The 25059-nt window shown below is 73.1% G+C and carries 4 protein-coding genes; all 4 read right to left on the bottom strand.

From position 1 onward, the window contains the following. Positions 1-32 precede the first annotated feature (32 nt). The gene (locus TCUR_RS09325) at positions 33-3980 is read right to left on the bottom strand and encodes a non-ribosomal peptide synthetase (protein ID WP_012852242.1); all 3948 of its coding nucleotides are present in this window, start codon (positions 3978-3980) and stop codon (positions 33-35) included. Beyond that, positions 3977-11821 (bottom strand): non-ribosomal peptide synthetase, encoded by a 7845-nt coding sequence (locus TCUR_RS09320; protein ID WP_012852241.1) that lies wholly within the window; start codon positions 11819-11821, stop codon positions 3977-3979. The genes TCUR_RS09325 and TCUR_RS09320 overlap by 4 nt, the downstream gene beginning before the upstream one ends. Continuing rightward, positions 11818-22950 (bottom strand): non-ribosomal peptide synthetase, encoded by an 11133-nt coding sequence (locus TCUR_RS28335; protein ID WP_012852240.1) that lies wholly within the window; start codon positions 22948-22950, stop codon positions 11818-11820. The genes TCUR_RS09320 and TCUR_RS28335 overlap by 4 nt, the downstream gene beginning before the upstream one ends. Before the next feature lie 402 nt (positions 22951-23352). Continuing rightward, on the bottom strand, positions 23353-24849 hold the full coding sequence (locus TCUR_RS09310; RefSeq protein ID WP_012852239.1) for an amino acid adenylation domain-containing protein: 1497 nt from the start codon (positions 24847-24849) through the stop codon (positions 23353-23355). Positions 24850-25059: the final 210 nt, after the last annotated feature.

Raw genomic sequence — 25059 nt, 5'->3', positions numbered from 1 at the left:
TCCTTTCGGGGTCTTGGGGCAAGGTTAATCGGTCAGCGTGAGTGCAGCTTGCCGAGCCGGGCGGCCAGCACCGCGCCGATCTCGGCCGCCGGCCCCGGCTCCATCAGCAGATGGTGCTCGACGTCGATCGGGTAGTCCTCGATCTGGCCGTCGGTGACCGGCTGCCAGTTCTCGCGGGCGGTGGGCGCCCCGTCCGGACGGCCCTGCGTGGCGGTGAAGAACACGATGTCGCCGCGGAAGCGGCCGGGCCGGTACTCCTCGGCGCAGCGCAGCCCGTTCTCGTAGTTGCGGTACAGCTTGAGCAGGTCGTCCTCGTCCAACGTGGCGAAGGCGTCGCCGCGCTCCCTGATGACCTGCATGATGCGGTCCATGTCGGGGGTGCCGTCGGCCTTCATCCCGGCGTCGATCCCGGCGGCCTCCAGCAGCTCCGGCAGCACCTCGCGTTTTTCGGAGTTCAGGTCCTGGCTGTGGTAGGAGTCGATCAGCGCCAGCAGGGCGACCTCCTCCCCGTCGGCCTGCAGCCGGCAGGCCATCTCGTAGGCGATCAGGCCGCCCAGCGACCAGCCGGCCAGGTGGTAGGGGCCGTGCGGCTGGACGGTGCGGATCTGCTCCAGGTAGTCGGCGGCCATCGCGTTCACCGACTCCGGCAGCGTCCCGGAGGTGAAGACGCGCGCCTGCAGCCCGTAGATCGGCTGCTCGGGTCCCAGGTGCCGCTGGAACTGGAAGTACGGCCAGGCCAGCCCGCCGGCGGGGTGGACGAAGAACAGCGGCGGGCGCGACCCGGTGGCGCGGATCGGCAGCAGCACCTCCAGGCTGGGGGCGTCCTGCTCGGTGGAGTCCCCGGCCCGTGCCAGCGCCTCGACGGTCTGGTGGGTGAACACATCGCGCGGCGACAGCTCCAGCCCCGCCTGCCGGGCGCGGGTGGCCAGCCGCATCGCGGCGATGCTGTCGCCGCCCAGGTCGAAGAAGCTGACGTCGGCGCCGACCTTCTCCACGCCCAGGACCTCGGCGAACAGGGAGCACAGCAGCTCCTCCCGCACGCCCTGGGGCGGGCGCCCGCCCAGCAGCTCGCCGTAGTCGGGGACGGGCAGGGCGCGGCGGTCCAGCTTGCCGTTGGCGTTGGTGGGCAGCGTCTCCAGCGGCACGATCGCGGCGGGCACCATGTACTCCGGCAGCGATTCGGCCGCGTGGCGGCGCAGCTCGGCCGGGTCGACCCGGCGGCCGGCGACCGGGACCACGTAGCCGACCAGCCGTTTGTCGCCGGGCCGGTCCTCGCGGGCGATCACCGCGACGTTGGCCACGTCGGGGTGGCCGGCCAGCACCGATTCGATCTCGCCCAGCTCGATCCGGAAGCCGCGGATCTTGACCTGGAAGTCGGCGCGGTCGATGTACTCCAGCATCCCGTCCGGCCGCCACCGCACCAGGTCGCCGGTGCGGTACATGCGCTCGCCGGGCGCGCCGAACGGGTTGGCGACGTAGCGTTCGGCGGTCAGGCCGGGCCGGCCGAAGTAGCCGCGGCCCAGCCCGGCCCCGGCCACATAGGCCTCGCCGACCACGCCCGGCGGCACCGGCTGCAGGTTCTCGTCCAGCACGTACACGCGCATGTTGTCGATGGGACGGCCGAGGAGGGCGACCTGCTCGCCGCGCTCCAGGATCTCCCGCATCGACAGGACGGTGGTGTAGGTGGTGGCCTCGGTGGGGCCGTAGACGTTGCCGACCCGGGTGTCGGGGCAGGCCCGCAGCACCTTGCGCATGGCGGTCACCGAGCCGGCCTCGCCGCCGGTCAGCACCTCCCGCAGGCCGGCGAAGGCGCCCGGCCGTTCCTCGGCCACCAGGTTGAACAGGGTGGTGGTGATGAACAGGCCGGTGACCTGCTCGGCGGTGATGATGCGTTCGAGGGCGGCGGCGTCCACCTCACCGGGCGGGGCGATGACGACGGTGCCGCCGGCCAGCAGCGGCACCCACAGCTCGTAGGTGGAGGCGTCGAAGGCGTGCGCCGAGTGGCACAGGACGCGGTCGTGGGCGCCGTCGCGCATGGTGGCGTCCAGCGCCAGGTCCACCACGTCGCGGTGGCGGACCGCCACGCCCTTGGGCAGCCCGGTGGAGCCGGAGGTGAACAGCACGTAGGCGGCCTGCTCGGGGTGGCAGGCGACGCCGGGATCGGTGGCGGGCAGACCGGCCAGGGCCGCTTCGTCGTCGACCAGGACGACCCGGGCGGAGTGCTCGACCTCCCGCCGGGCCATGGCGCGGTCCAGCAGCAGCACCGGCGCCCCGGTCTCCCGGATCGCCCAGGCGATGCGGTCGGGCGGGTAGCTGTGGTGGATGGGCGCGTACACCCCGCCGGCCTTGAGGATCGCCAGCGTGGCCACCACCACGTGCGCCGAGCGCTCCACCATCATCGCCACCGGGGTCTCCGGCCGCACCCCCAGCCCGATCAGGCGGTGCGCCAGGCGGTTGGCGCGTTCGTCCAGTTCGGCGTAGGTGATGGAGCGTCCCCGCAGCTCCCCGTCCTCGACGGTCAGCTCGCGCAGCGCGACGGCGTCCGGGGTGGCGGCCACGTGGCGGGCGAACCGTTCGAGGATGGTCTGCGGACCTTCCGGGCGCGGCACGACCGGCCCCTGCCAGGCGGTCAGCAGGCGCCGGCGTTCCTCCTCGTCCAGGATGTCGATGGCGGCGACCGGCTGGTCGGGCCGGCGGGCGATGGCCTCCAGGATGCGGCGCAGCCGGCGCATGATCTGCTCGGCGTCCCGGTCGCCGAACACTTCCGGACGGTGGTCCAGCCGCAGCGACAGCTGCTCGCCGGGCACCGCGGCCAGCGCCAGCGGGTAGTGGGAGGCGTCGTGGCCGCCGGTGCCGCGCACCCGCAGCCCGCCCAGGTCGGTGCCGTCGGCCTCGGGGTCGAACGGGTAGTTCTCCAGCACCGTCATGGTGTCGAACAGGGCGCCGAGCCCGCTCAGCCGCTGGATGTCGGCCAGCCCCAGGTGGTGGTGGGGCATCAGGTCGGCCTGCTCGCGCTGCAGCCGGCGCAGCGCCTCGGCGATGGTGTCGCCGGGACGCACCCGCACCCGCACCGGGATGGTGTTGATGAACAGGCCGATCATCTGCTCCACGCCGGGCAGCTCCGGCGGGCGGCCGGAGACCGCCACGCCGAACACCACGTCGCTGCGGCCGGTCAGCCGCCCCACCAGCAGCCCCCAGGCCAGTTGCAGGATCGTGCTGAGCGTGACGCCGTGGGCCTTGGCGCACTCGGTGATCGCGGCGGTGAGGTCCGCGTCCAGCTTGATGTGCAGCTTGTGCGGGACGGACGGTTCCCCGCCAGCGGCGTGCGGGGCGACGAGGGTGGGCTCCTCCAGCCCGGCCAGCGCCCGCCGCCAGGCGTCCTCGGCGGCGGCGCGGTCCTGCCGGGCGACCCAGGCCAGGTAGTTCTTGTAGGGGGTGGGGCGGGGCAGGCCCGTGTCGTCGCCGCCGGCCACATACAGCGCGAACAGCTCGGTCTGCAGGATCGGGGTGGACCAGCCGTCCAGCAGGATGTGGTGGTTGGTGAAGATCAGCCGGTGCCGGTCGGGGGCCAGTTTGACCAGCAGGAACCGCAGCAGCGGCGGGCGGGTCATGTCCCAGGGGCGGGCGCGTTCGGCATCGGCCAGCACCGCGGCCTGCGCCTCGGCCTGCTCAAGCGGCAGGTGCGACAGGTCCCGCTCCTGCCAGGGCAGCTTCACCTGGCGGTGCACGAGCTGGACGGGCGAGCCCTCCTTGCGCTGCCGGAAGCTGGTGCGCAGATTGGGGTGGCGGCGCAGCAGCGTGGCGACCGACCGGCGCAGCGCGGCCACATCCAGCTTCCCTTCCAGGTCCAACACGCCCTGGGCGGTGTAGACGTCGCCGGCCTCGTCGTAGAGGGCGTGGAAGAACAGGCCCTGCTGGAGGGGCGACAGCGGCAGGATGTCCTCGAGCTGCGACTGCCGGGCCTGCTTCGGCTGGGTCATTGCTCCAACTCCCAATCGTCCAGCTCGGCTTCGAATTCGTCGATCTCGTCCTGGGTGAGGTCCACCAGCGACAGGTCCGAGGGGGTGAACCCGCCGGCGCCCTCGGTGGAGGCGTGCGCCACCAGGCCCCGCAAGGCCTCGAACCACGCCTCGGCCAGGGCGCGGACCTGTTCTTCGGCCAGCAGGTCCCCCGGCCAGATCCAGGTGGCGTGCAGCTGCGGGCCGGTGGGCAGGTCGCGGGTGTGGGCGCTGATCTCCAGGACGTGCGGCATGGCCAGGCCGGGGTTCTGCCCGGGGCCGAGGGCCTCGGCCTCGTCGGGGGCGGCCGGGCTCCAGTCGGCGGCCTGCCCGCCGTCGTCGGCGGTGACCCGGCCCAGGTAGTTGAAGGCGATCTGGGGGCGGGGCAGGCCGGCCAGCTTCTCGGCGGTGGCCGGGTTGAGGTGGCGCAGCAGGCCGTAGCCGATGCCGTTGTCGGGGGTCTCCCGCAGCTGCTCCTTGACCGTCTTCAGCGCGGTGCCGACCTGCGGGCCGCCGGTGCGGACCTCCTCCCAGTCGACGGGTCCGGGGTCCAGGCGCACCGGGCTGATGGAGGTGAACCAGCCGGCGGTGCGGGACAGGTCCACACCGGGGAAGATCTCCTCGCGGCCGTGTCCCTCCAGGTTGACCAGGACGGCGGTCTGCGCGCCGGGACGGCGGTGGGCGACGGCCAGCGCCAGCCCGGTCAGCAGCACGTCGTTGACGCGGCCGTGGTAGGCGGCCGGGACGGTGGTCAGCAGCGGTTCGGTGACCTCCGGCGGCAGCGTCAAGGTGAGCTGCCGGGCGCTGCCGAAGGTGTCGACGTCCGGGTCCAGGGGACGGTCGCCCAGCTGCGGATCGGGGGTGCGGCCGATCTCGAGCCAGGTGTCCAGTTCGGCGACGCGTCCCGGGTCGGTGGCCTCGGCGACCAGGCGCTGCGCCCAGCGGCGGAAGGAGGTGCCGACCGGTTCCAGGCGCGGGGTCTGCCCGGCGGCGATGGCGGCCCAGGCGGTGACCAGGTCGGGCAGCAGGATCCGCCACGACACCCCGTCCACCACCAGGTGGTGCAGGGTGAGCAGGAGGCGCCCCTGGGCGGTGGGCCCGGCGTCGAAGTGGACGAGCTGGGCCATGATGCCCGCATCCGGGCGCAGCCGGGAGCGGGCGGCGGCGCCTTCCTCGGCGAGGACGGCCTTGAGCGCCTCGCCGTCCAGGCCGGCGACGTCCACCCGGCGGACCAGGGCGGCGGCGTCGACGGTTCCCGGTTCGGTGATCTCGAAACCGTCGCCGGTGACGCGCAGGCGGAGCATGTCGTGGTGGTCCAGGACGGCCTGCAGCGCTCCGGTCAGGTGGTCGAGGTCCAGGCCGGGGGGCGCGTGCAGCAGCATCCGCTGGCTGTAGTCGTCGGTGGGGCCGTGCAGCTCCCGGAACCAGTGCATGATCGGGGTGGCCGGCACAGGACCCACCCCCGCACCCGGAGGCTCGGTTTCGGCGGCCTCGTCGGTGGCGTTGCGGGCGATGGCGGCCAGTTCCTCAACCGTCTGATGCTGGAAGACCTCCCGCGGGGAGATCACCAGCCCGGCCTGGCGGGCACGGGAGACCAGCTGGATGGCGATGATGGAATCCCCACCCAAATCGAAGAAGCCGTCATCGATGCCGACCCGCTCCAGCCCCAGCACCTCGGCGAACAGCCCGGCCAGGATCTCTTCCCGCTCATTGCGCGGGGCACGCGAGGAGACCTGGGCGGAAAAGTCCGGAGCCGGCAGGGCCTTGCGGTCCAGCTTGCCGTTGACCGTCAACGGCAACGCATCCAAGAACACCACCGTGGCCGGAACCATGTAATCCGGCAACGACCGGCCCGCGAACCTGCGCAGCTCGGCCACATCGGCATCCCCGACCACATACGCAACCAGCCGATCATCACGAACGATCACCGCGACATCGGAGACCGCTTCGTGGCGGGAGAGCACCGCTTCGATCTCACCGAGTTCGATGCGGAAGCCACGCAGCTGCACCTGCTGGTCCGAACGCCCCAGGTACTCCAGGCGGCCATCACGCAACCACCGCCCCAAGTCCCCGGTGCGGTACATGCGACTGCCCGGCTCCCCGAACGGATCAGCGATGAACCGCTCAGCCGACAACCCCGGCCGGTTCAGATAGCCGCGGGCCAGCCCGGCACCGGCCACGTAGAGTTCACCGATCACTCCCGGCGGGACCGGCTGGAGCCGCTCATCCAGCACATACAGGCGCAGGTCCGGGATACCGGTACCGATCACGCTGCCCGGGGCCGAGGCGCAGTAGAAGCTGTCCAGGGCGATGTAGGAGACATGCACGGTGGTCTCAGTGATCCCGTACATGTTCACCAACACCGGCGCATCATCGGCATGCCGGGAGTACCAGTCCTCCAACCGGCCCAGCTCCAGCGCCTCACCACCGAAAATCACATACCGCAACGCCAACTCGGCGCCCGGGTTGTCCCGGTCGGCGGCCATCAACTGGTAGAAGGCCGACGGCGTCTGGTTGAGCACGGTCACCTTCTCCCGGGCGAGGAGCTTGAGGAAGTCCTCGGGCGAACGGGAGGTCAGGAACGGCACCACCACCAGGCGGCCGCCATACAGCAGCGGCCCCCACAGCTCCCACACCGAGAAGTCAAAGGCGTAGGAGTGGAACAGCGTCCACACATCGTCCGGGCCGAAGCCGAACCACTGCTCGGTGGAGGCCAGCAACCGCACCACATTGCGATGCGGAATCACCACACCCTTAGGCCGGCCGGTGGAACCGGACGTGTAGATCACATACGCCGGATTGTCCGGACGCAACCCCACATCGCCCAGGTTCTCGGCTGAGTAATCGGCGAGGGTGTGCTCGTCCAGGAGCACCTTGGGCATGGACTCCGGGAGCACCCCGGCGGCCTCGGCCGTGGTGACGGCCAGGACGGGGCGGGAGTCTTGGAGCATGTAGGCGATGCGATCGGCCGGGTAATCGGGGTCGATCGGCACATACGCCGCCCCCGCCTTCAACACCGCCACAATCGCCACCACCAGCTCAGCCGAACGCGGCAACGCCAACGCCACAAACCGCTCCGGCCCAGCCCCCCGCTCCCGCAACAACCGCGCCAAACGGTTGGCCGCCGCGTTCAACTCCCCATACGTCAGATGCGCACCCTCAAAAGTCACCGCCACCGCATCCGGAGCACGCAACGCCTGCGCCTCGAACAACGCAGGAATCGTGGCCCGCTCGGCGGTCGTGTCCGCTCCCGCGAGCAGGGCCGGGGCGGCCGGGGCGGCGGTGCTCAGGTGCGCTCCGCGCGCCCAGTCGGTGAGGATGGTGCGCCGCTCGGCCTCGCTCAGCAGCTCCACCGAGCCGATGGGGGCGTCGGGGTCGGCGGTCACCGCGCGCAGCAGGCGGGTGAGGCGTTCGGCCAGCGCCGCCACGGTGGGCTGGTCGAAGCGGTCGAGGGCGTATTCGAAGGCGGCCTCGATCCCGGCCGGGGTGCCGTCGTCGCCGGTGCGTTCCTCCACATACAGCGACAGGTCGAACTTGGCGGCGCCGGCGCCCAGGGATTCGGGGGCGGCGGTCAGGCCGTCGACCTCCAGCGACGCCTCGGGGTTGTTCTGGAAGGACAGCACCACCTGGAACAGCGGGTGGCGGCCCATGTGCCGGGCCGGGTTGAGCACCTCCACCAGCCGTTCGAACGGCACGTCCTGGTTGGCGTAGGCGGCCAGGTCGGTCTCCCGCACCCGCGCCACCAGCTCCCGGAAGCTCGGGTTCCCGGAGGTGTCGGTGCGCAGCACGAGCATGTTGACGAACATGCCGACCAGGTCGTCCAAGGCCTCGTCGGTGCGGCCGGCGATCGGCGAGCCGATCGGCACGTCGGTGCCCGCGCCCATGCGGGTCAGCAGGGCGGCCAGCGCCGCCTGCAGCACCATGAACAGGCTGGCCTGCGAGGAGCGGGCCAGTTTCGTCAGCTCCGCGTGCAGCTCGGCGTCCAGCTCGAAGGAGTGCAGGCCGCCGCGGTAGCTGGCCTCGGCCGGGCGGGGCCGGTCGGCCGGCAGCGCGATCTCCTCCGGCAGATCGGCCAGCGTCTCCTTCCAGAACGCGATCTGCCGGCTGATCAGCGAGTCGGGGTCGTCCTCGGAGCCGAGGAGCTGCTGCTGCCAGAGGGTGTAGTCGGCGTACTGCACCGGCAGCGGCGACCAGCGCGGCTCCTCGCCGCCGCGGCGGGCCAGGTAGGCGGTGATCACGTCGCGGGCCAGCGGCGCCATCGACCAGCCGTCCCCGATGATGTGGTGCATCACCAGCACCAGGACGTGCTCGGTCTCGCCCAGCCGCAGCAGCCGGGCGCGCAGCGGCGGCTCGGCGGCCAAGTCGAAGCCGCGGCCGGCGATCTGGGCCAGCGCGGCCGGCAGGGCGGCCTCGGTGACGTCCTCCACCGGCAGGGCGGGGCGGGCGTCGGCGGGGTCGAGGATCTGCTGGCGGGGGGTGCCGCCGCTGTCGGGGAAGATCGTGCGCAGCGACTCGTGCCGGGCCACCACGTCCGCCAGCGCCGCCCGCATCGCCGCGTAGTCCAGCTCGCCGTGCAGCCGCAGCGCCACCGGCACGTTGTAGGTGGCCGACGGACCTTCGAACCGGTTGAGGAACCACAGCCGCTGCTGGGCGTACGACAGCGGGATGCGGTCGGGGCGTTCGGCCGGCCGCAGCGGGGGGCGCGCCGTGCCGGCCGCCTCGTCCAGGCGGGCCGCCAGGCGGGCCACGGTGGGCGCCTCGAACAGCGCGCGGACCGGCAGCTCGACCGACAGCGCCGAGCGGATCCGCCCCACCAGGCGGGTGGCGGTCAGCGAGTCACCGCCCAACGCGAAGAAGTCGTCGTCGATGCCGACCCGGGGCACGCCCAGGATCTCGGCGAACAGCCCGCACAGGATCTCCTCGCGGGGGGTGCGCGGGGCCCGTCCGGCGGTGGCGGAGGCGTCGGGGGCCGGCAGCGCCGAACGGTCCACCTTGCCGCCGACCGTCAGCGGCAGCGCCTCCAGCACCACCACCAGCGGAACCATGTAGTCCGGCAAGGTTTCGGCGAGGAAGCGGCGCAGCTCGGCGGCGTCCAGGGCGCGCCCGGCGGCGGGCACCGCGTAGGCGGCCAGCCGCCGCTCGCCGGGCCGGTCCTCGCGGACGATCACGGCGGTCTGCGCCACGTCCGGGTGGCGCAGCAGCGCGGCCTCGATCTCGCCCAGCTCGATGCGGAACCCGCGGACCTTGACCTGGTCGTCGACGCGGCCCAGGTAGTCCAGCGCGCCGTCGGCCCGCCAGCGCACCAGGTCGCCGGTGCGGTACATGCGGGCGCCGGGCGGGCCGAACGGGCAGGCCACGAACCGCTCGGCGGTCAGGCCCGGCCGGTGCAGGTAGCCGCGGGCCACGCCGTCGCCCTCGACGTACAGTTCGCCGGGCACCCCGATCGGGACGGGCCGCAGCCGGTCGTCCAGCACGTGCAGCCGGGCGCCGGTCACCGGGCGCCCGATCGGCGGGGTCTCCCCCACCTGCAGCGGGTCGCTGATGGTGGCGGCCACGGTGATCTCGGTGGGCCCGTAGGCGTTGATCATGCGGCGGCCGGGGGCCCAGCGCGCCACCAGGTCCGCTCCGCTGGCGTCGCCGCCGACCACCACGGTGCGCAGCGACTCCAGCCCTTCGGAGGGGACGCCGGCCAGCGCGGCGGGGGTGATGAACGCGCGGGTGACGCCCTGGTCGCGCAGCAGTTCGGCGAGCTGCTCCCCGCCGTAGATCCCGGGCGGGACGATCACCATGGCCGCGCCGGGGCGGAAGGCCATCAGCGCCTCCAGCACGGAGGCGTCGAAGCTGGGCGAGGAGAACTGCAGCGTCCGGTCCTCGGCGCTCACCTCGTAGCGTTCGACCTGGGTTTCGGCGAGGTCGGCCAGGCCGCGGGCGGTGACCACCACGCCCTTGGGGCGTCCGGTGGAGCCGGAGGTGTAGATGACGTAGGCCGGGTTGTCCGGCCGCAGCGGGCCGCGCCGTTCACCGTCGGTGACGTCGGCGGCGTCGTAGCCGGAGACGTCGGTCTCCTCCAGGATCAGCCAGCCCGCCGCGGACGCGCCCGCGTCCGCCCCGGGCGCCGGGGGCAGGGCGGCGGCGTGCTCGCCGGTGGTGATGCCCAGCACCGGCCGGGAGTCGCCCAGCATGTAGGACAGCCGGTCGGCCGGGTTGGCCGGGTCCAGCGGCAGGAAGGCGGCGCCGGCCTTGTTCACGGCCAGGGCGGCGGTCCAGTACTCCACCGAGCGGGGCATCGCCAGCGCGACGATGTCCTCCGGGCCGACGCCCCGTTCGATCAGGTGGCGGGCCAGGCGGTTGGCGCGGGCGTTCAGCTCGGCGTAGCTCAGCACGGCCTCGCCGGAGATGACCGCCGGGGCGTCGGGGCGGGCGGCGGCCTGGGCCTCGACCATGGCGGGCAGGGTGAGCGGCGGCACCGAGGGGGCGCCGGTGCCCCAGGCGGTGATGCGCCGGTGCTCCTCCTCACCCAGCAGGTCCAGCCGGCCGATCTCGGTCTCGGGGTCGTCGGCGAACGTCTCCAGCAGCCGCACCACGCGGCCCAGCAGGCGGTCGGCGGACTCGGCGTCGCAGGCGTCGGGACGGTGGTCCAGCCGCAGCGACAGGCGCGGCCCGGGCACGGCCACGAACGACAGCGGGAAGTGGGTGGCGTCGCGGGAGCCGAAGCCGGTGATGCGCAGCCCGCCCAGGGTGCCGTCCATGGCCGACGGGTCGAACGGGTAGTTCTCCAGCGCCGTCATGGTGTCGAACAGGGCCGGGTGCCCGGTGACGCGCTGGATGTCGGTCAGCCCCAGGTGGTGGTGGGGCAGCAGCTCGGCCTGCTCTTCTTGGAGGCGTTCCACCAGGTCGGCCAGGGTGTCGGTGGGGGCGAAGCGGACCCGCACCGGGATGGTGTTGATGAACAGGCCGATCATCTGCTCCACGCCGGGCAGCTCCGGCGGGCGGCCGGAGACGGCGGCGCCGAACACCACGTCGCGGCGGCCGGTGAAGTTGCCGAGCACCACGCCCCAGGCGGCCTGCAGCAGCGTGGCGAGGGTGGCGCCGTGCCGGCGGGCCAGCCGGGTCAGCCGGCCGGACAGTTTCTCCTCCAGCTCCACTTCCCGCCGGCCGGGCGGGACGGGGGGACGGCCGGCCAGCTCGGGCGCCACCAAGGTGGGCTCTTCCAGGCCGTCCAGGGCCTGCCGCCAGGCGTCCTCGGCGGCGGCGCGGTCCTGCTTGACCAGCCAGGCCAGGTAGCTCTTGTAGGGAGCGGGACGGGGCAGCCCGTTGTCGCTGCCGCCGGCCACATACAGCGCGAACAGCTCGGTGGCCAGCACCGGGGTGGACCAGCCGTCCAGCAGGATGTGATGGTTGGTGAAGATCAGCCGGTGCCGGCCGCCGGGCAGGCGGGCCAGCGTGAACCGCAGCAGCGGCGGCTCGGTCAGGTCGAACGGGCGCCTCAGCTCCTGTTCGGCCAGCCGGTCGGCCTCTTCTTCGGAGGCCACGTCGATCTCCTGCCAGGGCAGGTCGACCCGGCGGGGGATGACCTGGACGGGACGGCTGAGCCCTTCATGCCAGAAGGCCGCCCGCAGGTTGGGGTGGCGGCGCAGCAGCGTCTGCGCGCTCGCCCGCAGCACCGCCGCATCCAGCGGCCCCTCCAGGTCGAGGGTCAGCTGGGCGGTGTAGATGTCGCCGCCGGCCTGCCCGGCGGACCCTCCGTCCAGCAACGCGTGAAAGAAGAACCCCTGCTGGAGCGGCGACAGCGGCAGGATGTCTTCCAGGTCCGACCGGTTCAACTCTTGTTCCTCCACGCCGCCTGCAGTGCGTCGATCTCAGCCTGGTCAAGGTCCACCAGCAGGTCGGAGGGGGTGAACCCGCCGGCCTGCCCGTCGTCGGCCTCCAGATGGGCCACCAATCCGCGCAACGCCGCGAACCACGCCTCGGCCAGCGCCCGCACCTGGTCTTCGGGCAGCACGCCGTCCGGCCAACTCCAGGTGGCGGTCAGCTCGGGACCGCCGGGCAGGTCGCGGGTGACGGCGTTGATCTCCAGGACGTGCGCCATGGGCAGCCGCGGGTCCTCCCCGGAGGGCGGCTCCTCGGGGGCCAGCGCCCAGTCCTCCTCCCCGCCGGGGGCGACCCGGCCCAGGTAGTTGAAGGCGATCTGGGGGCGGGGCAGATCGGCCAGCTCCTCGGCGGTGGCCGGGTTGAGGTGGCGCAGCAGGCCGTAGCCGATGCCGTTGTCGGGGACCTGCCGCAGCTGCTCCTTGACCTGCTTGAAGGCGGTGCCCAGGGCCGCGCTCCCGGCGGTGACCTCCTCCCAGGGCACGGCCCCGGGGTCCAGCCGCACGGGGTGGATGGTGGTGAACCAGCCGACCGTGCGGGACAGGTCCACGCCGGGGAAGATCTCCTGCCGGCCGTGGCCCTCCAGGTCGATGAGCACCCCGCTGCCCTTGCCGCCGCGGTCGCGCCGCCACTTGGCCACGGCCAGCGCCAGCCCGGTCAGCAGGGCGTCGTCCACCCCGGCGTGGTAGGCGGCCGGGACCGAGGTCAGCAGCGGCTCGGTGACCTCCGGCGGCAGCGTCAGCGACAGGCTGCGGGCGCGGGCGGCCACGTCCACCGCCGGGTCCAGGCGGCGGTCGCCGAGCTTGGCGTTGGGGCCTTCGAGGATGCCGATCCAGGTGTCCAGTTCGGCGACGCGCTCCGGGTCGGTGGCCTCGGCGACCAGGCGCTGCGCCCAGCGGCGGAAGGACGTGCCGACCGGTTCCAGGCGCGGGGTCTGCCCGGCGGCGATGGCGGCCCAGGCGGTGACCAGGTCGGGCAGCAGGATCCGCCACGACACCCCGTCCACCACCAGGTGGTGCAGCATGACCAGCAGCCGGCCCTGGGCGGCGGGGCCGGCGTCCAGCCACACCAGCTGCGCCATGACGCCGCCGGCCGGGTCCAGGCGGTCGCGGGCGGCGGCGGCCTGCTGGGCCACCACTTCGGCGATCTTGTCGCCGTCCAGCCCGGCGATGTCGACCCGGTGCACGAGCGCGGCGGCGTCCACGCTCCCGGCCGGCCGCACCACCGGCTGCCAGCCGTCGTCGATGCGCAGCCGCAGCATGTCGTGGTGGTCCAGGACGGCCTGCAGCGCTCCGGTCAGGTGGCCGAGGTCCAGGCCGCCGGGGGTGCGCAGCAGGACCGACTGGTGGAAGCCGCTGTGCTCGCCGCCGCGTTCCCGCAGCCAGTGCATGATCGGGGTGGCCGGCACAGGACCCACCCCCGCACCCGGAGGCTCGGTTTCGGCGGCCTCGTCGGTGGCGTTGCGGGCGATGGCGGCCAGTTCCTCAACCGTCTGATGCTGGAAGACCTCCCGCGGGGAGATCACCAGCCCGGCCTGGCGGGCACGGGAGACCAGCTGGATGGCGATGATGGAATCCCCACCCAAATCGAAGAAGCCGTCATCGATGCCGACCCGCTCCAGCCCCAGCACCTCGGCGAACAGCCCGGCCAGGATCTCTTCCCGCTCATTGCGCGGGGCACGCGAGGAGACCTGGGCGGAAAAGTCCGGAGCCGGCAGGGCCTTGCGGTCCAGCTTGCCGTTGACCGTCAACGGCAACGCATCCAAGAACACCACCGTGGCCGGAACCATGTAATCCGGCAACGACCGGCCCGCGAACCTGCGCAGCTCGGCCACATCGGCATCCCCGACCACATACGCAACCAGCCGATCATCGCGAACGATGACCGCCACGTCCGTCACGGACGGGTGCCGCGCCAAGGTCGCCTCGATCTCACCGAGTTCGATGCGGAAGCCACGCAGCTGCACCTGCTGGTCCGAACGCCCCAGGTACTCCAGGCGGCCATCACGCAACCACCGCCCCAAGTCCCCGGTGCGGTACATGCGACTGCCCGGCTCCCCGAACGGATCGGCAATGAACCGCTCAGCCGACAGTCCTGGGCGGTTCAGGTAACCACGCGCCAGCCCGGCACCGGCCACGTAGAGTTCACCGATCACTCCCGGCGGGACCGGCTGGAGCCGCTCATCCAGCACATACAGGCGCAGGTCCGGGATACCGGTACCGATCACGCTGCCGGGGGCCGAGGCGCAGTAGAAGCTGTCCAGGGCGATGTAGGAGACATGCACGGTGGTCTCAGTGATCCCGTACATGTTCACCAACACCGGCGCATCATCGGCATGCCGGGAGTACCAGTCCTCCAACCGGCCCAGCTCCAGCGCCTCACCACCGAAAATCACATACCGCAACGCCAACTCGGCGCCCGGGTTGTCCCGGTCGGCGGCCATCAACTGGTAGAAGGCCGACGGCGTCTGGTTGAGCACGGTCACCTTCTCCCGGGCGAGGAGCTTGAGGAAGTCCTCGGGCGAACGGGAGGTCAGGAACGGCACCACCACCAGGCGGCCGCCATACAGCAGCGGCCCCCACAGCTCCCACACCGAGAAGTCAAAGGCGTAGGAGTGGAACAGCGTCCACACATCGTCCGGGCCGAAGCCGAACCACTGCTCGGTGGAGGCCAGCAACCGCACCACATTGCGATGCGGAATCACCACACCCTTAGGCCGGCCGGTGGAACCGGACGTGTAGATCACATACGCCGGATTGTCCGGACGCAACCCCACATCGCCCAGGTTCTCGGCTGAGTAATCGGCGAGGGTGTGCTCGTCCAGGAGCACCTTGGGCATGGACTCCGGGAGCACCCCGGCGGCCTCGGCCGTGGTGACGGCCAGGACGGGGCGGGAGTCTTGGAGCATGTAGGCGATGCGATCGGCCGGGTAATCGGGGTCGATCGGCACATACGCCGCCCCCGCCTTCAACACCGCCACAATCGCCACCACCAGCTCAGCCGAACGCGGCAACGCCAACGCCACAAACCGCTCCGGCCCAGCCCCCCGCTCCCGCAACAACCGCGCCAAACGGTTGGCCGCCGCGTTCAACTCCCCATACGTCAGATGCGCACCCTCAAAAGTCACCGCCACCGCATCCGGAGCACGCAACACCTGCGCCTCGAACAACACAGGAATCGTGGCCCGCTCGATCACGGAGGCGGCGTCCACGCCCAGCAGGTCCGCGAAGACGCTTCCCTGGGCGTCCTGCGCCGCCTGGGCGGTGCCGCGCGCCCAGTCGGTGAGGATGGTGCGCCGCTCGGCCTCGCTCAGCAGCTCCACCGAGCCGATCGGGGCGTCGGGGTCGGCCAGCAGCGCCGCCAGGAACCGTTCGAACCGGGCCGCCAGGTCCTCGGCGGTGGACGGGTCGAACAGGTCCAGGGCGTACTCCAGTTCGCCCTCCAGCCCATCGTCGGTCTCGGTCAGCACCATCAGCAGGTCGAAGCGGGCGGTGCCGGCGTGCAGCGGTTCGGGCTCGGCGGTGAAGCCGGGCAGTTCCAGGCGGGCCCGCGGGTTGTTCTGGAAGGTCAAGCCGACCTGGAACAGCGGGTGGCGGCCCAGGTGGCGGGGCGGGTTGAGCACCTCCACCAGCCGTTCGAACGGCACGTCCTGGTTGGCGTAGGCGGCCAGGTCGGTCTCCCGCACCCGCGCCACCAGCTCCCGGAAGGTGGGGTTGCCGGAGGTGTCGGTGCGGAAGACCAGCATGTTGACGAACATGCCGACCAGGTCGTCCAAGGCCTCGTCGGTGCGGCCGGCGATCGGCGAGCCGATCGGCACGTCGGTGCCGGCGCCCATGCGGGTCAGCAGGGCGGCGAACGCGGCCTGGGCGACCATGAACGGGCTGGCGCCGGTGGCGCGGGCCACTTCCTGCAGCCGGTCGCGCAGCGCGGCGGGCAGGTGGAAGCGGACGGTGCCGCCCCGGTAGCTGGCCTCGGCCGGGCGGGGCCGGTCGGCCGGCAGCGCGATCTCCTCCGGCAGATCGGCCAGCGTCTCCTTCCAGAACGCGATCTGCCGGCTGATCAGCGAGCTGGGGTCGTCCTCGGAGCCGAGCAGTTTCTGCTGCCAGAGGGTGTAGTCGGCGTACTGCACCGGCAGCGGGTCCCAGCCGGGGGCGCGGCCCTCGGCGCGCGCGGCGTACGCGGTGATCAGGTCGCGGGCCAGCGGCGCCATCGACCACCCGTCGGCGGCGATGTGGTGCATCAGCAGCAGCACCACGTGCCGGTCGGGGGCCAGGGTGAACAGGTGGGCGCGCAGCGGCGGCTCGGCGGAGATGTCGAAGGGGTGACCGGCCGCCGAGGCCAGGTGCATCGGCAGTTCTTCCTCGGTGGTCTGCACGACCTGCAGCTCGGGGCGGGCCGCCGCCGGGTCCAGCACCAGCTGGCGGGGGGTGCCGCCGCTGTCGGGCAGCACGGTGCGCAGCGACTCGTGGCGTTCCACCACGTCACCGAGGGCGGCCTGCAACGCGGCCGGGTCGAGCCGGCCGGTGATCCGCAGCGCCACCGGCACGTTGTAGGTGGCCGACGGACCTTCGAACCGGTTGAGGAACCACAGCCGCTGCTGGGCGTAGGAGGGCGGGATGATCTCCGGGCGTTCGGCGGCCACCAGCGGCGGCCGGGCGGCGCCGGAGCCCTCCTCCCCCAGCAGGGCGGCCAGCTCGGCGACGGTCGGGGCGGTGAACAGCGCGCGGATCGGCAGTTCGGCGCCGAGCGTGGCGCGCACCCGGCTGACCACCCGCATGGCCAGCAGCGAGTCGCCGCCCAGGGCGAAGAAGTTCTCATCGATGCCGACCTGCGGCAGTCCCAGCAGGTCGGCGAAGATCCCGCAGAGGATCTCCTCGCGGGGGGTGCGCGGGGCGCGGTGCTCTTCGGCGGTGACCGTCAGGTCCGGCTTGGGCAGCGCCTTGGTGTCGACCTTGCCGTTGGGGGTCAGCGGCAGGTCGTCCATCATCACCACCGCGGCCGGGACCATGGTCTCCGGCAGGTGCTCGCGGACGAAGGCGCGCAGCTCCTCGGGGTCGATCTGGGCGCCGGGGGCGGGCACCACGTAGGCGACCAGCTTCTTGACCGGGGCGGGGGCGGCCCGTCCGGTGTCGGCCGGGCTCTGCTGGGCGGCCAGCTTCTGGAACGCCGCCCGCAGCGCCGCGGCGTGCTCGCCGTCCGGCAGGTCGAGGTCGGCGATCTTGCGGGTCGCATCGTCGATCACCGTCTCGATCAGCGCCGGCAGCAGCGCGGCCAGGTGGCCGGCGCTTTCGCGGTCCAGCACGTCGGGGCGGTGGCCCAGCCGCAGGTGCATCCGCTCGCCGGGCACCACGTCCAAGGTGAGCGGGTAGTGGGTGGCGTCCAGCAGGTCCGCCCCGCTCAGTTGCAGGTCGCCGATGCGGGCGCCGAGCAGGGAGGAGTCCAGCGGGTAGTTCTCGAACACCGTCATGGTGTCGAACAGGGCGCCGCCGCCGGCCAGGCGGTGGATCTCCCCCAGCCCCAGGTGGTGGTGGGGCAGCAGCTCGGCCTGCTCGCGCTGCAGCCGGGTCAGGAACGCCGCCACCGTCTCATCGGGGTTCAGCCGGACCCGCACCGGCAGGGTGTTGATGAACAGGCCCACCATCTGCTCCACGCCCGGCAGCTCGGGCGGGCGGCCGGAGACCGTGGCGCCGAAGATCACATCGTCGCGGCCGGTGAGGCGGGCCAGCAGCAGGCCCCACACGCCCTGCATGAGGGTGTTGGGGGTCAGGCCGTGCCGGCGGGCCCAGCCCTGCAGCCGCTCGCCCAGGCCGGCGGGCAGCTCGATGCGGGTCTTGTCCGGCGGGACGGGGGGCCGGTCGGCGGCGGCCGGGGCGATCAGGGTGCCGGTGGCGCCCTCCAGCGCGGCGCGCCAGGCGGCCCGGGCCTCGGCGGGGTCCCGGTCGGTCAGCCAGGCCAGGTAGTCCTTGTAGGCGGGGGCGCGCGGCGGCTCCTGCCCGGTGTAGCGGGCCAGCAGCTCGCCGGCCAGCACCGGCATCGACCAGCCGTCCAGCGCGATGTGGTGGAAGCTCAGCAGCAGCCGGTGCCGCCGCTCCCCCAGCGTCAGCAGCGCAAAGCGCAGGAACGGCGGGCGCGTCAGGTCGAAGGGCCGGTTGCGTTCCTCGGCCATGACCTGCCGGACGGTCTCCTCGTCGGCCCCGGACAGGTCCAGGTGCCGCCAGGCGGGTTCGGCCCGGTCGCCGCGCAGCACGACCTGCAGCGGGGTGCCGTCGGCGCCCTGGACGAACGCGGTGCGCAGCGCCGGGTGCCGCCCGGGCAGGGCGCGGGCGGCCTCGCGCAGCGCGGCCTCGTCCAGGTCGCCGTCCAGGTCGAGGATGAGCTGGCCGGTGTAGACGTCGGTGACGCCCTCGGCCTCGGCGGCCAGCAGCGCGTGGAAGTACAGGCCCTGCTGCAGCGGCGCCACCGGCCAGATGTCCTCCAGGTCCGGGTGGGCGCGCTCCAGCCGTTCGACCTCGGCCTGGTCGAGGGAGACCAGCGGGAAGTCCGAGGGGGTGTGGCCGCCGGCGCCGGGGGTGCGGGTGTGCGCGGCGATGCCGCGCAGGGCGTCCAGCCACGCCTGCGCCAGCTCCCGCACGTCGGCCTCGGTCAGCAGGCCGGCGGGCCAGGTCCAGGTGGCGCTCAGGGCGGGGCCGTCGCCGGTGTCGCGGACGAGGGCGTCCACGGCCAGGGCGTGCGGCAGCGGCATCTGCGGGTCGGCGCCGCCGCTCAGCGCGCCGGCCTCGGCGGCCACGCTCCAGTCCCCGGAGCCGGACTCCACCTGGCCCAGGTAGTTGAAGACGACCTGCGGGGCGGGCAGCGCGGCCAGTTCCGGGGCGGTCTGCTCGTTGAGGTGGCGCAGCAGCCCGAAGCCCAGCCCGTCGCCGGGTACGGCGCGCAGCTGCTCCTTGACGCGTTTGACGGCCCGGGCGGCGTCGGGGCCGCCGGAGCACAGCGACGCCCAGTCGACGGCGCCCACGTCCAGGCGCACCGGGTATTTGCTGGTGAACCAGCCGACGGTGCGGGTCAGGTCGATGCCGGGCCGCAGCTCGGCGCGGCCGTGCCCCTCCAGGTCGAGCAGCACCGGGCCGGCGCCGCGGCCGCGGCCGCGGTGCCAGTGGGCGAGCGCGGCGGCGAAGGCGGCCAGCAGCACGTCGTTCGCCCGGCCGTGGAAGGCGGCCGGCGCCTCGCCCAGCAGGCGGGCGGTGACGTCGGCGTCCAGTTCCACTTCCAGGCGGGCGGCCGTGGCGTGGGTGTCGACGGCCGGATCCAGCGGGCGGTCGCCCAGCGGCGCGTCGCCGCCGGACAGCACGTCCTTCCAGTGGCTGAGTTCGGCGACGCGCTCGGGGGCGCGCGCCTCCTCGGTGAGCAGCTCGGCCCAGCGGCGGTAGGAGGTGCCGACCGGGTCCAGCTCGGCGGGGCGGCCGTCGGCGGCGGCCTGCAGGGCGGTGACCAGGTCGGGCAGCAGGATCCGCCAGGAGACCCCGTCCACCGCCAGGTGGTGCAGCACCAGCAGCAGCCGGCCCTGGGCGGCGGGGCCGGCGTCCAGCCACACCAGCTGCGCCATGATCCCGGCGGACGGGTCCAGCCGCCGCCGGGCCGCCTCCAGTTCGGCGGCGACGGCCTGCTGCAGGTCGCCGGGGTCGGGGACGGGGACGCGCCGCACGCAGCCGGCGGCGTCGAGCGAGCCGGGCGGGGGGATCTCCAGGCCGCCGTCGGGCAGTTCCCGGATCCGCAGCGCGTCGTGGTGGTCCAGCACCGCCTGCAGCGCGGCGGTCAGGTGGCCGGTGTCCAGCCCGGCGGGGACGCGCAGCACCACGTTCTGGCTGAAACCGGCGGTGGGGCCGCCCAGTTCGCGCAGCCAGCGCATGATCGGGGTGGCGGTGAGCGGGCCGACGCCCGAGTCGGGGGCCTGCTCGGCCGTCTCCTCCTCGTCCCGGGTGCGCACGACGGCGGCCAGTTCCTCCACGGTGGGGTACTGGAACACCTCGCGCGGGGAGATCACCAGCCCGGCCTTGCGGGCCCGCGACACCAGGCGCATCGCGACGATGGAGTCGCCGCCCAGGTCGAAGAACCCATCGTCCAGCCCGATCCGCTCCACGCCGAGGACCTCGGCGAACAGGGCGCACAAGGTCTCCTCCACGGGCGTGCGCGGCGCCCGGTGGGGGCGTTCCTCGGCGGCGGAGTAGTCGGGGGCGGGCAGGGCGCGGCGGTCGAGCTTGCCGTTGCCGGTCAGCGGCAGCGTGTCGAGCACCATCACCGCGGCGGGCACCATGTACTCCGGCAGCCGGCGGGCCAGGTGGGCGCGCAGCCCGGCCGGGTCGGGGGCGGCGCCGGCGGCGGGCACCACGTAGCCGACCAGGCGTTTGTCGCCGGGCCGGTCCTCGCGGGCGATCACGGCGGCGTGGGCCACGTCCGGGTGGGCGGCCAGCGCGGTCTCGATCTCGCCCAGCTCGATCCGGAAGCCGCGGATCTTGACCTGCTGGTCGGCCCGGTCCAGGTACTCCAGCGTCCCGTCGTCGTTCCAGCGGACCAGGTCGCCGGTGCGGTACATGCGCTCGCCGGGCGCGCCGAACGGGCAGGCCACGAACCGTTCGGCGGTCAGCGCCGGGCGGTTCAGGTAGCCGCGGGCCAGGCCGGTGCCGGCGATGTACAGCTCGCCGGGCACGCCGGGCGGCACCGGGCGCAGCGCCTCGTCCAGCACGTACAGGCGGGTGTCGGCCAGGGGACGGCCGATCGGCACCGAGGTGGCGTCCTCGGGCAGGTCGTCGACGTAGTGGATGCTGGAGTAGGTGGTGGTCTCGGTGGGGCCGTAGACGTTGGCGATCCGCAGCGCGGGGCAGGCCTCCTGGACCCGGCGCATCGCCGCGGCCGAGGCCGCCTCGCCGCCGGTGTGGACCTCCCGCAGCGACGCCAGCGCCTGCGGGCGCTCGGCGGCCACCAGGTTGAACAGCGAGGTGGTCAGGAACATCCGGGTCAGCCCGCCCCCGGCGACGGCGCGGGCGAGCGCGTCGGCGTCCACCAGGCCCGGCTCGGCGACCACGCAGGTGGCGCCGCCCAGCAGCGCCGCCCAGGTCTCCACGGTGGAGGCGTCGAAGGCGTGGGCGGTGTGCACCAGGACGCGCTCGCCGGGGTGCATCACCAGGGCCGGGTCGGTGACGAAGTCGACCACGTCGCGGTGGCGGATCGCCACGCCCTTGGGGTGCCCGGTGGAGCCGGAGGTGAAGATGCCGTAGGCGAGCTGCTCGGGGTGGACCGGTACGCCGGGGTCGGTGGCGGGCTGGGCGGCCAGCAGCGGGTCGGCGTCGACCACCAGCACGGTGGCGTCCAGCCCGGCGGCGCGGCCGGCCATGGCCCGGTCGCACACCAGCACCGGGGCGCCGGTGTCGGCCATCAGCCAGGCCACCCGCTCGGCCGGGTAGCCGTGGTGGACCGGCACGTAGTAGCCGCCGGTCTTGAGGATCGCCAGCGAGGCGACGATCAGTTCCGGTGAGCGGTCCACCAGGACGGCCACCGGGGTCTCCGGGCCGACGCCCAGGCCGATGAGGCGGTGCGCCAGGCGGTTGGCGCGCTCGTTCAGCTCCGCGTAGGTCAAGGTGGTCTCGCCGGCGCGGACGGCGATCGCGTCCGGGGCGGCGGCGACCTGCCGGGCGAAGCGGCCGACCACGGTGTCGGGGGTGCGGCCGGTGGCGGTGTCGTTCCAGCGGTGCAGCACCGTGTGGCGCTCTTGCGCGCCGAGCAGGTCCAGGGAGGCGAGGGTGGCGTCCGGGCCGGCCTCGGCCATGCGCTGCAGGAAGCGCACGTGGCGCTCGTGGTGGGCGGCGATCTCCTCGGCGGTGTACAGCTCGGGGTGGCCGTCGAGGTCGATGCGGGTGCCGCGGCCGTCCAGGCCGTCGTGGATGTTGAACGACAGGTCCTCGGTGAGTCCCAGCGCCAGGGCGTGGGCGCGGGCGCGGGCTTCGCCGAAGCGGGCGGTGTAGTCGAAGGGCATGATGTTGACGACCGCGCCGTACAGGCGGCGTTCCGCGCCGCCCAGCAGGCCCAGGTCGCGCATCAGGTCCTCGCGGCGGTAGCGCTGGTGGCGCAGCGCCCGCGCGGTGGCCCGGGAGACGGCGCGGGTCAGCTCCGCCACCGTCATGGACGGGCGCACGCTCACCCGCAGCGGCACGATGTTGGACATCATCGTGGGGGTCTGGCGGGCCAGCTCGGTGGTGCGCCCGGTCACCGCAAGGCCCAGCACGACGTCGTCGGTGCCGGTCATGGCGGCCATGTAGGCGGCGGTGGCGGCGATCGCCAGGGCGGGGGTGGCGCTGCGCAGCGCGCGGGCGGCCTCGGCCAGGCGGCGGCTGTCGTCGGGGCCGAGCGCGGTGGTGGCGCGGACGAAGTCCATGCTGGGGGCGACGACCTTGCCGACGTGGCGGGACAGGCCGCCGACCTCCGGCAGGTCGGCGAAGCGCTCGGTCCAGTAGGCGCGGTCCTGCTGGAAGCGCTCAGAGGAGCGGTAGGCCTCCTCTTCGGCCAGCAGCTCCCGGTAGGAGCCCAGGGAGCCGGGCCGGTAGCCGCGGCCCTCGGCCAGGTCGGTGTAGACCTCGGCGACACGGGCGGCGATCAGGGCGCCGCCGAAGCCGTCCACGCAGATGTGGTGCGCCCGCAGGTACCACAGGTGCCGGTCGGGGGCCAGCCGCAGCACCGCCATCCGGTACAGCCGCTCACCGAACAGGTCCATGGGGGCGGCCATGTCGGCGCGCATCCACTCCTGCGCCGCCGCCATCGGATCGGCCTCGGCGGTGAAATCGACCGTGGGAATCGTGGCCTGAACACCCTCGGGAACGATCTGGTAGGGAATTCCGTCCCGTTCGACCAACCGGATGTGCAGCCCGGGGGTCTCGTCGGCCGCGAGGCGGGCCACCTCGTCCAGCAGCCCGGGTTCCAGCGCCCCCTCGATCTCGATGTACTGGGCGATGCAGATCGGCGTCTGCGGATTCAGTTGCTGCGCGTACCAGACACTGCGCTGCGCCGCTGAGAGAGGCAGAAGTTCCGGTGTCGACATCAAGCAAGCACTTTTCCGGTGAGAGGGGTTTCGGTCACACGAAGACAAAAACCGGGATGGGCTGGCCGGCCCCGTTTTCTTTTCGCTATGCCATACGGCATCACGGTCCCCACAAGCCGACCTTCCCGTCCCTTGTCCAGCCGGCTTCCCCCACCGCAGAGGCCCCCGTCTCTACTCAGGAGTAGCGGGGCCTTAGTCAACCAGTGTGTCACTAGCGTTGCAATCCCCTCACCATGCGAACCTGACCTCCCGAAACACTCACGCCCGTGACAAAAATCCGAGCCGCGGGAGGCTTGGCCCGCTTCCGTTCACCGAACATTCACCGGCGTGCGGGCCGACGGTCGGGGGCGGCCGCGAAGACGGCCGAGCCCGGCCCGATCGGCTACCGATGGTGATGGCCGGTCACCTGCTGGGGGTGAACTCGTGCACCACCACCGCGGCCGCGGCCACCGCCGGGTGGCGTTGCAGCACCGCCTCGATCTCGCCCAGCTCCATCCGCACACCGGCGATCTTGACCTGGCGGTCCACCCGGCCCAGGTACTGCAGGGTGCCGGTGGGCAGCAGCCGGACCGCATCGCCGGTCTTGTACAGCCGTCCGCTGGGGGTGTCGGCGATGGGGTCGCGGAAGAAGGCGGCGCGGGTGCGGTCGGGGTCGCCCAGGTAGCCGCGGCCCACGCACAGCCCGCCGACGAACAGCTCGCCGACCTCGCCCATCTCGCAGGCCGCCCAGGTGCCGTCGTCCTCTTGGCGCAGCACGTACAGGTCGGCGTTGACGATGGGGGTGCCGATCGGCAGGCGCCGCAGCTCCAGGTCGGCGTGGGTGACGGTGTGGTGGGTGACGTCGTCGGAGCACTCGGTGGGCCCGTAGGCGTTCAGCAGCCGGGCCTGCGGCATGGTCTCCAGCCAGCGGCGGGCCAGCTCGGTGGGCAGCTCCTCGCCGGTGGCGATCATCCAGCGCAGCCCGCCCAGGGTGCCGGCGGGGGCGCCGGCCAGGTCGTCCAGCAGGTGGCGGACCATGGTGGGCACCAGCTCGACGATGGTGATGCCGCGCTCGTCCACGGTGCGGGCCAGCGCCACCGGGTCGTGGCCGACCTCGTCGCCGATCACCTCGACCCGGCCGCCCAGCAGCAGCGGGCACAGCATCTGCCAGACCGAGATGTCAAAGCCCAGCGGGGCGGTCTGGGCGAGCACGTCGGCGTCGGTCATCTCCAGGTCGATGACCTTGGCCCACAGGTGGTTGAGCATGCCGCGGTGCTCGACCACCGCGCCCTTGGGGCGTCCGGTGGAGCCGGAGGTGAACAGCACGTAGCGGGGCTGGTCCAGCGAGTGCAGCCGGGGCTTGCCGGTCCACGGCTCGAAGTCGGACGCCTCCAGCGCGCGCAGCACCGGGCAGCCGGCCTGCGCGGCGCCCTCCAGCAGGGCCGGGGAGCGCTCGCCCTCGTCGACGTCCAGCAGCGCCACCGCCCCGGCCTGGGAGAGCACGTCGCGGACGCGGGCGGCCGGCCAGGTGGCGTCGGCGGGCACGTACAGGGCCCCCAGCAGCTCGATCGCCAGGAACGCCGCCACCACGGTGGCCGAGCGCCGTCCGCCCACGCCGACCACCTCGCCGGGCCGCACACCGGCCTCTTCCAGCAGCGCGGCCAGCCGGCGGGCCTCCTCGGCCAGCTCCCCGTAGGTCAGACGGCGCCGTTCGTCGGCCACCGCCGGGCGGTCGCGCTCGGCGGCCCACCGCTCCACCCGGGTGATCACCGGGTCGGCGATGTCCAGCTCGCGCGTGCGTGTCATCGCGTGCCGCACCGCCAGCTCACGGGCGCGCTCGGGCTGGCCCGGGCGCATCGGCAGCTCCTCCAGCCCGCTGAGCGGCAGCAGCCGGTCGGCGGCCGGTCCAGGACGCTCCATGATCACTCTCCGTAAACACAAACTGCTGCACAGTCACCCCGGAACAGATCCGGCAGGCGGCACTCGTCGTAGCTTATGACCACCTGGCCGCCAAATCAGCATTGTTGACGCAATCGAGCCTGATCGGGGCTTGCAAGGGGACATGCCCACAGGTACGGTGAGGCTCCGCCGCGCTTGATCAGCAACACGGCGAGTTCGGGGACGAGGAAA

Origin of the sequence: Thermomonospora curvata DSM 43183, from assembly GCF_000024385.1 — a bacterium.
Classification (GTDB): Bacteria; Actinomycetota; Actinomycetes; order Streptosporangiales; family Streptosporangiaceae; genus Thermomonospora; species Thermomonospora curvata.
This window is presented reverse-complemented; position numbering and strand designations above follow the sequence as displayed.

Bases quoted from the DNA above. Each gene is read 5' to 3' on its own strand.
- TCUR_RS09325 (WP_012852242.1), bottom strand. From the start codon at position 3,980: ATGACCCAGCCGAAGCAGGCCCGGCAGTCGCAGCTCGAGGACATCCTG.
- TCUR_RS28335 (WP_012852240.1), bottom strand. From the start codon at position 22,950: ATGTCGACACCGGAACTTCTGCCTCTCTCAGCGGCGCAGCGCAGTGTC.
- TCUR_RS09310 (WP_012852239.1), bottom strand. From the start codon at position 24,849: ATGGAGCGTCCTGGACCGGCCGCCGACCGGCTGCTGCCGCTCAGCGGG.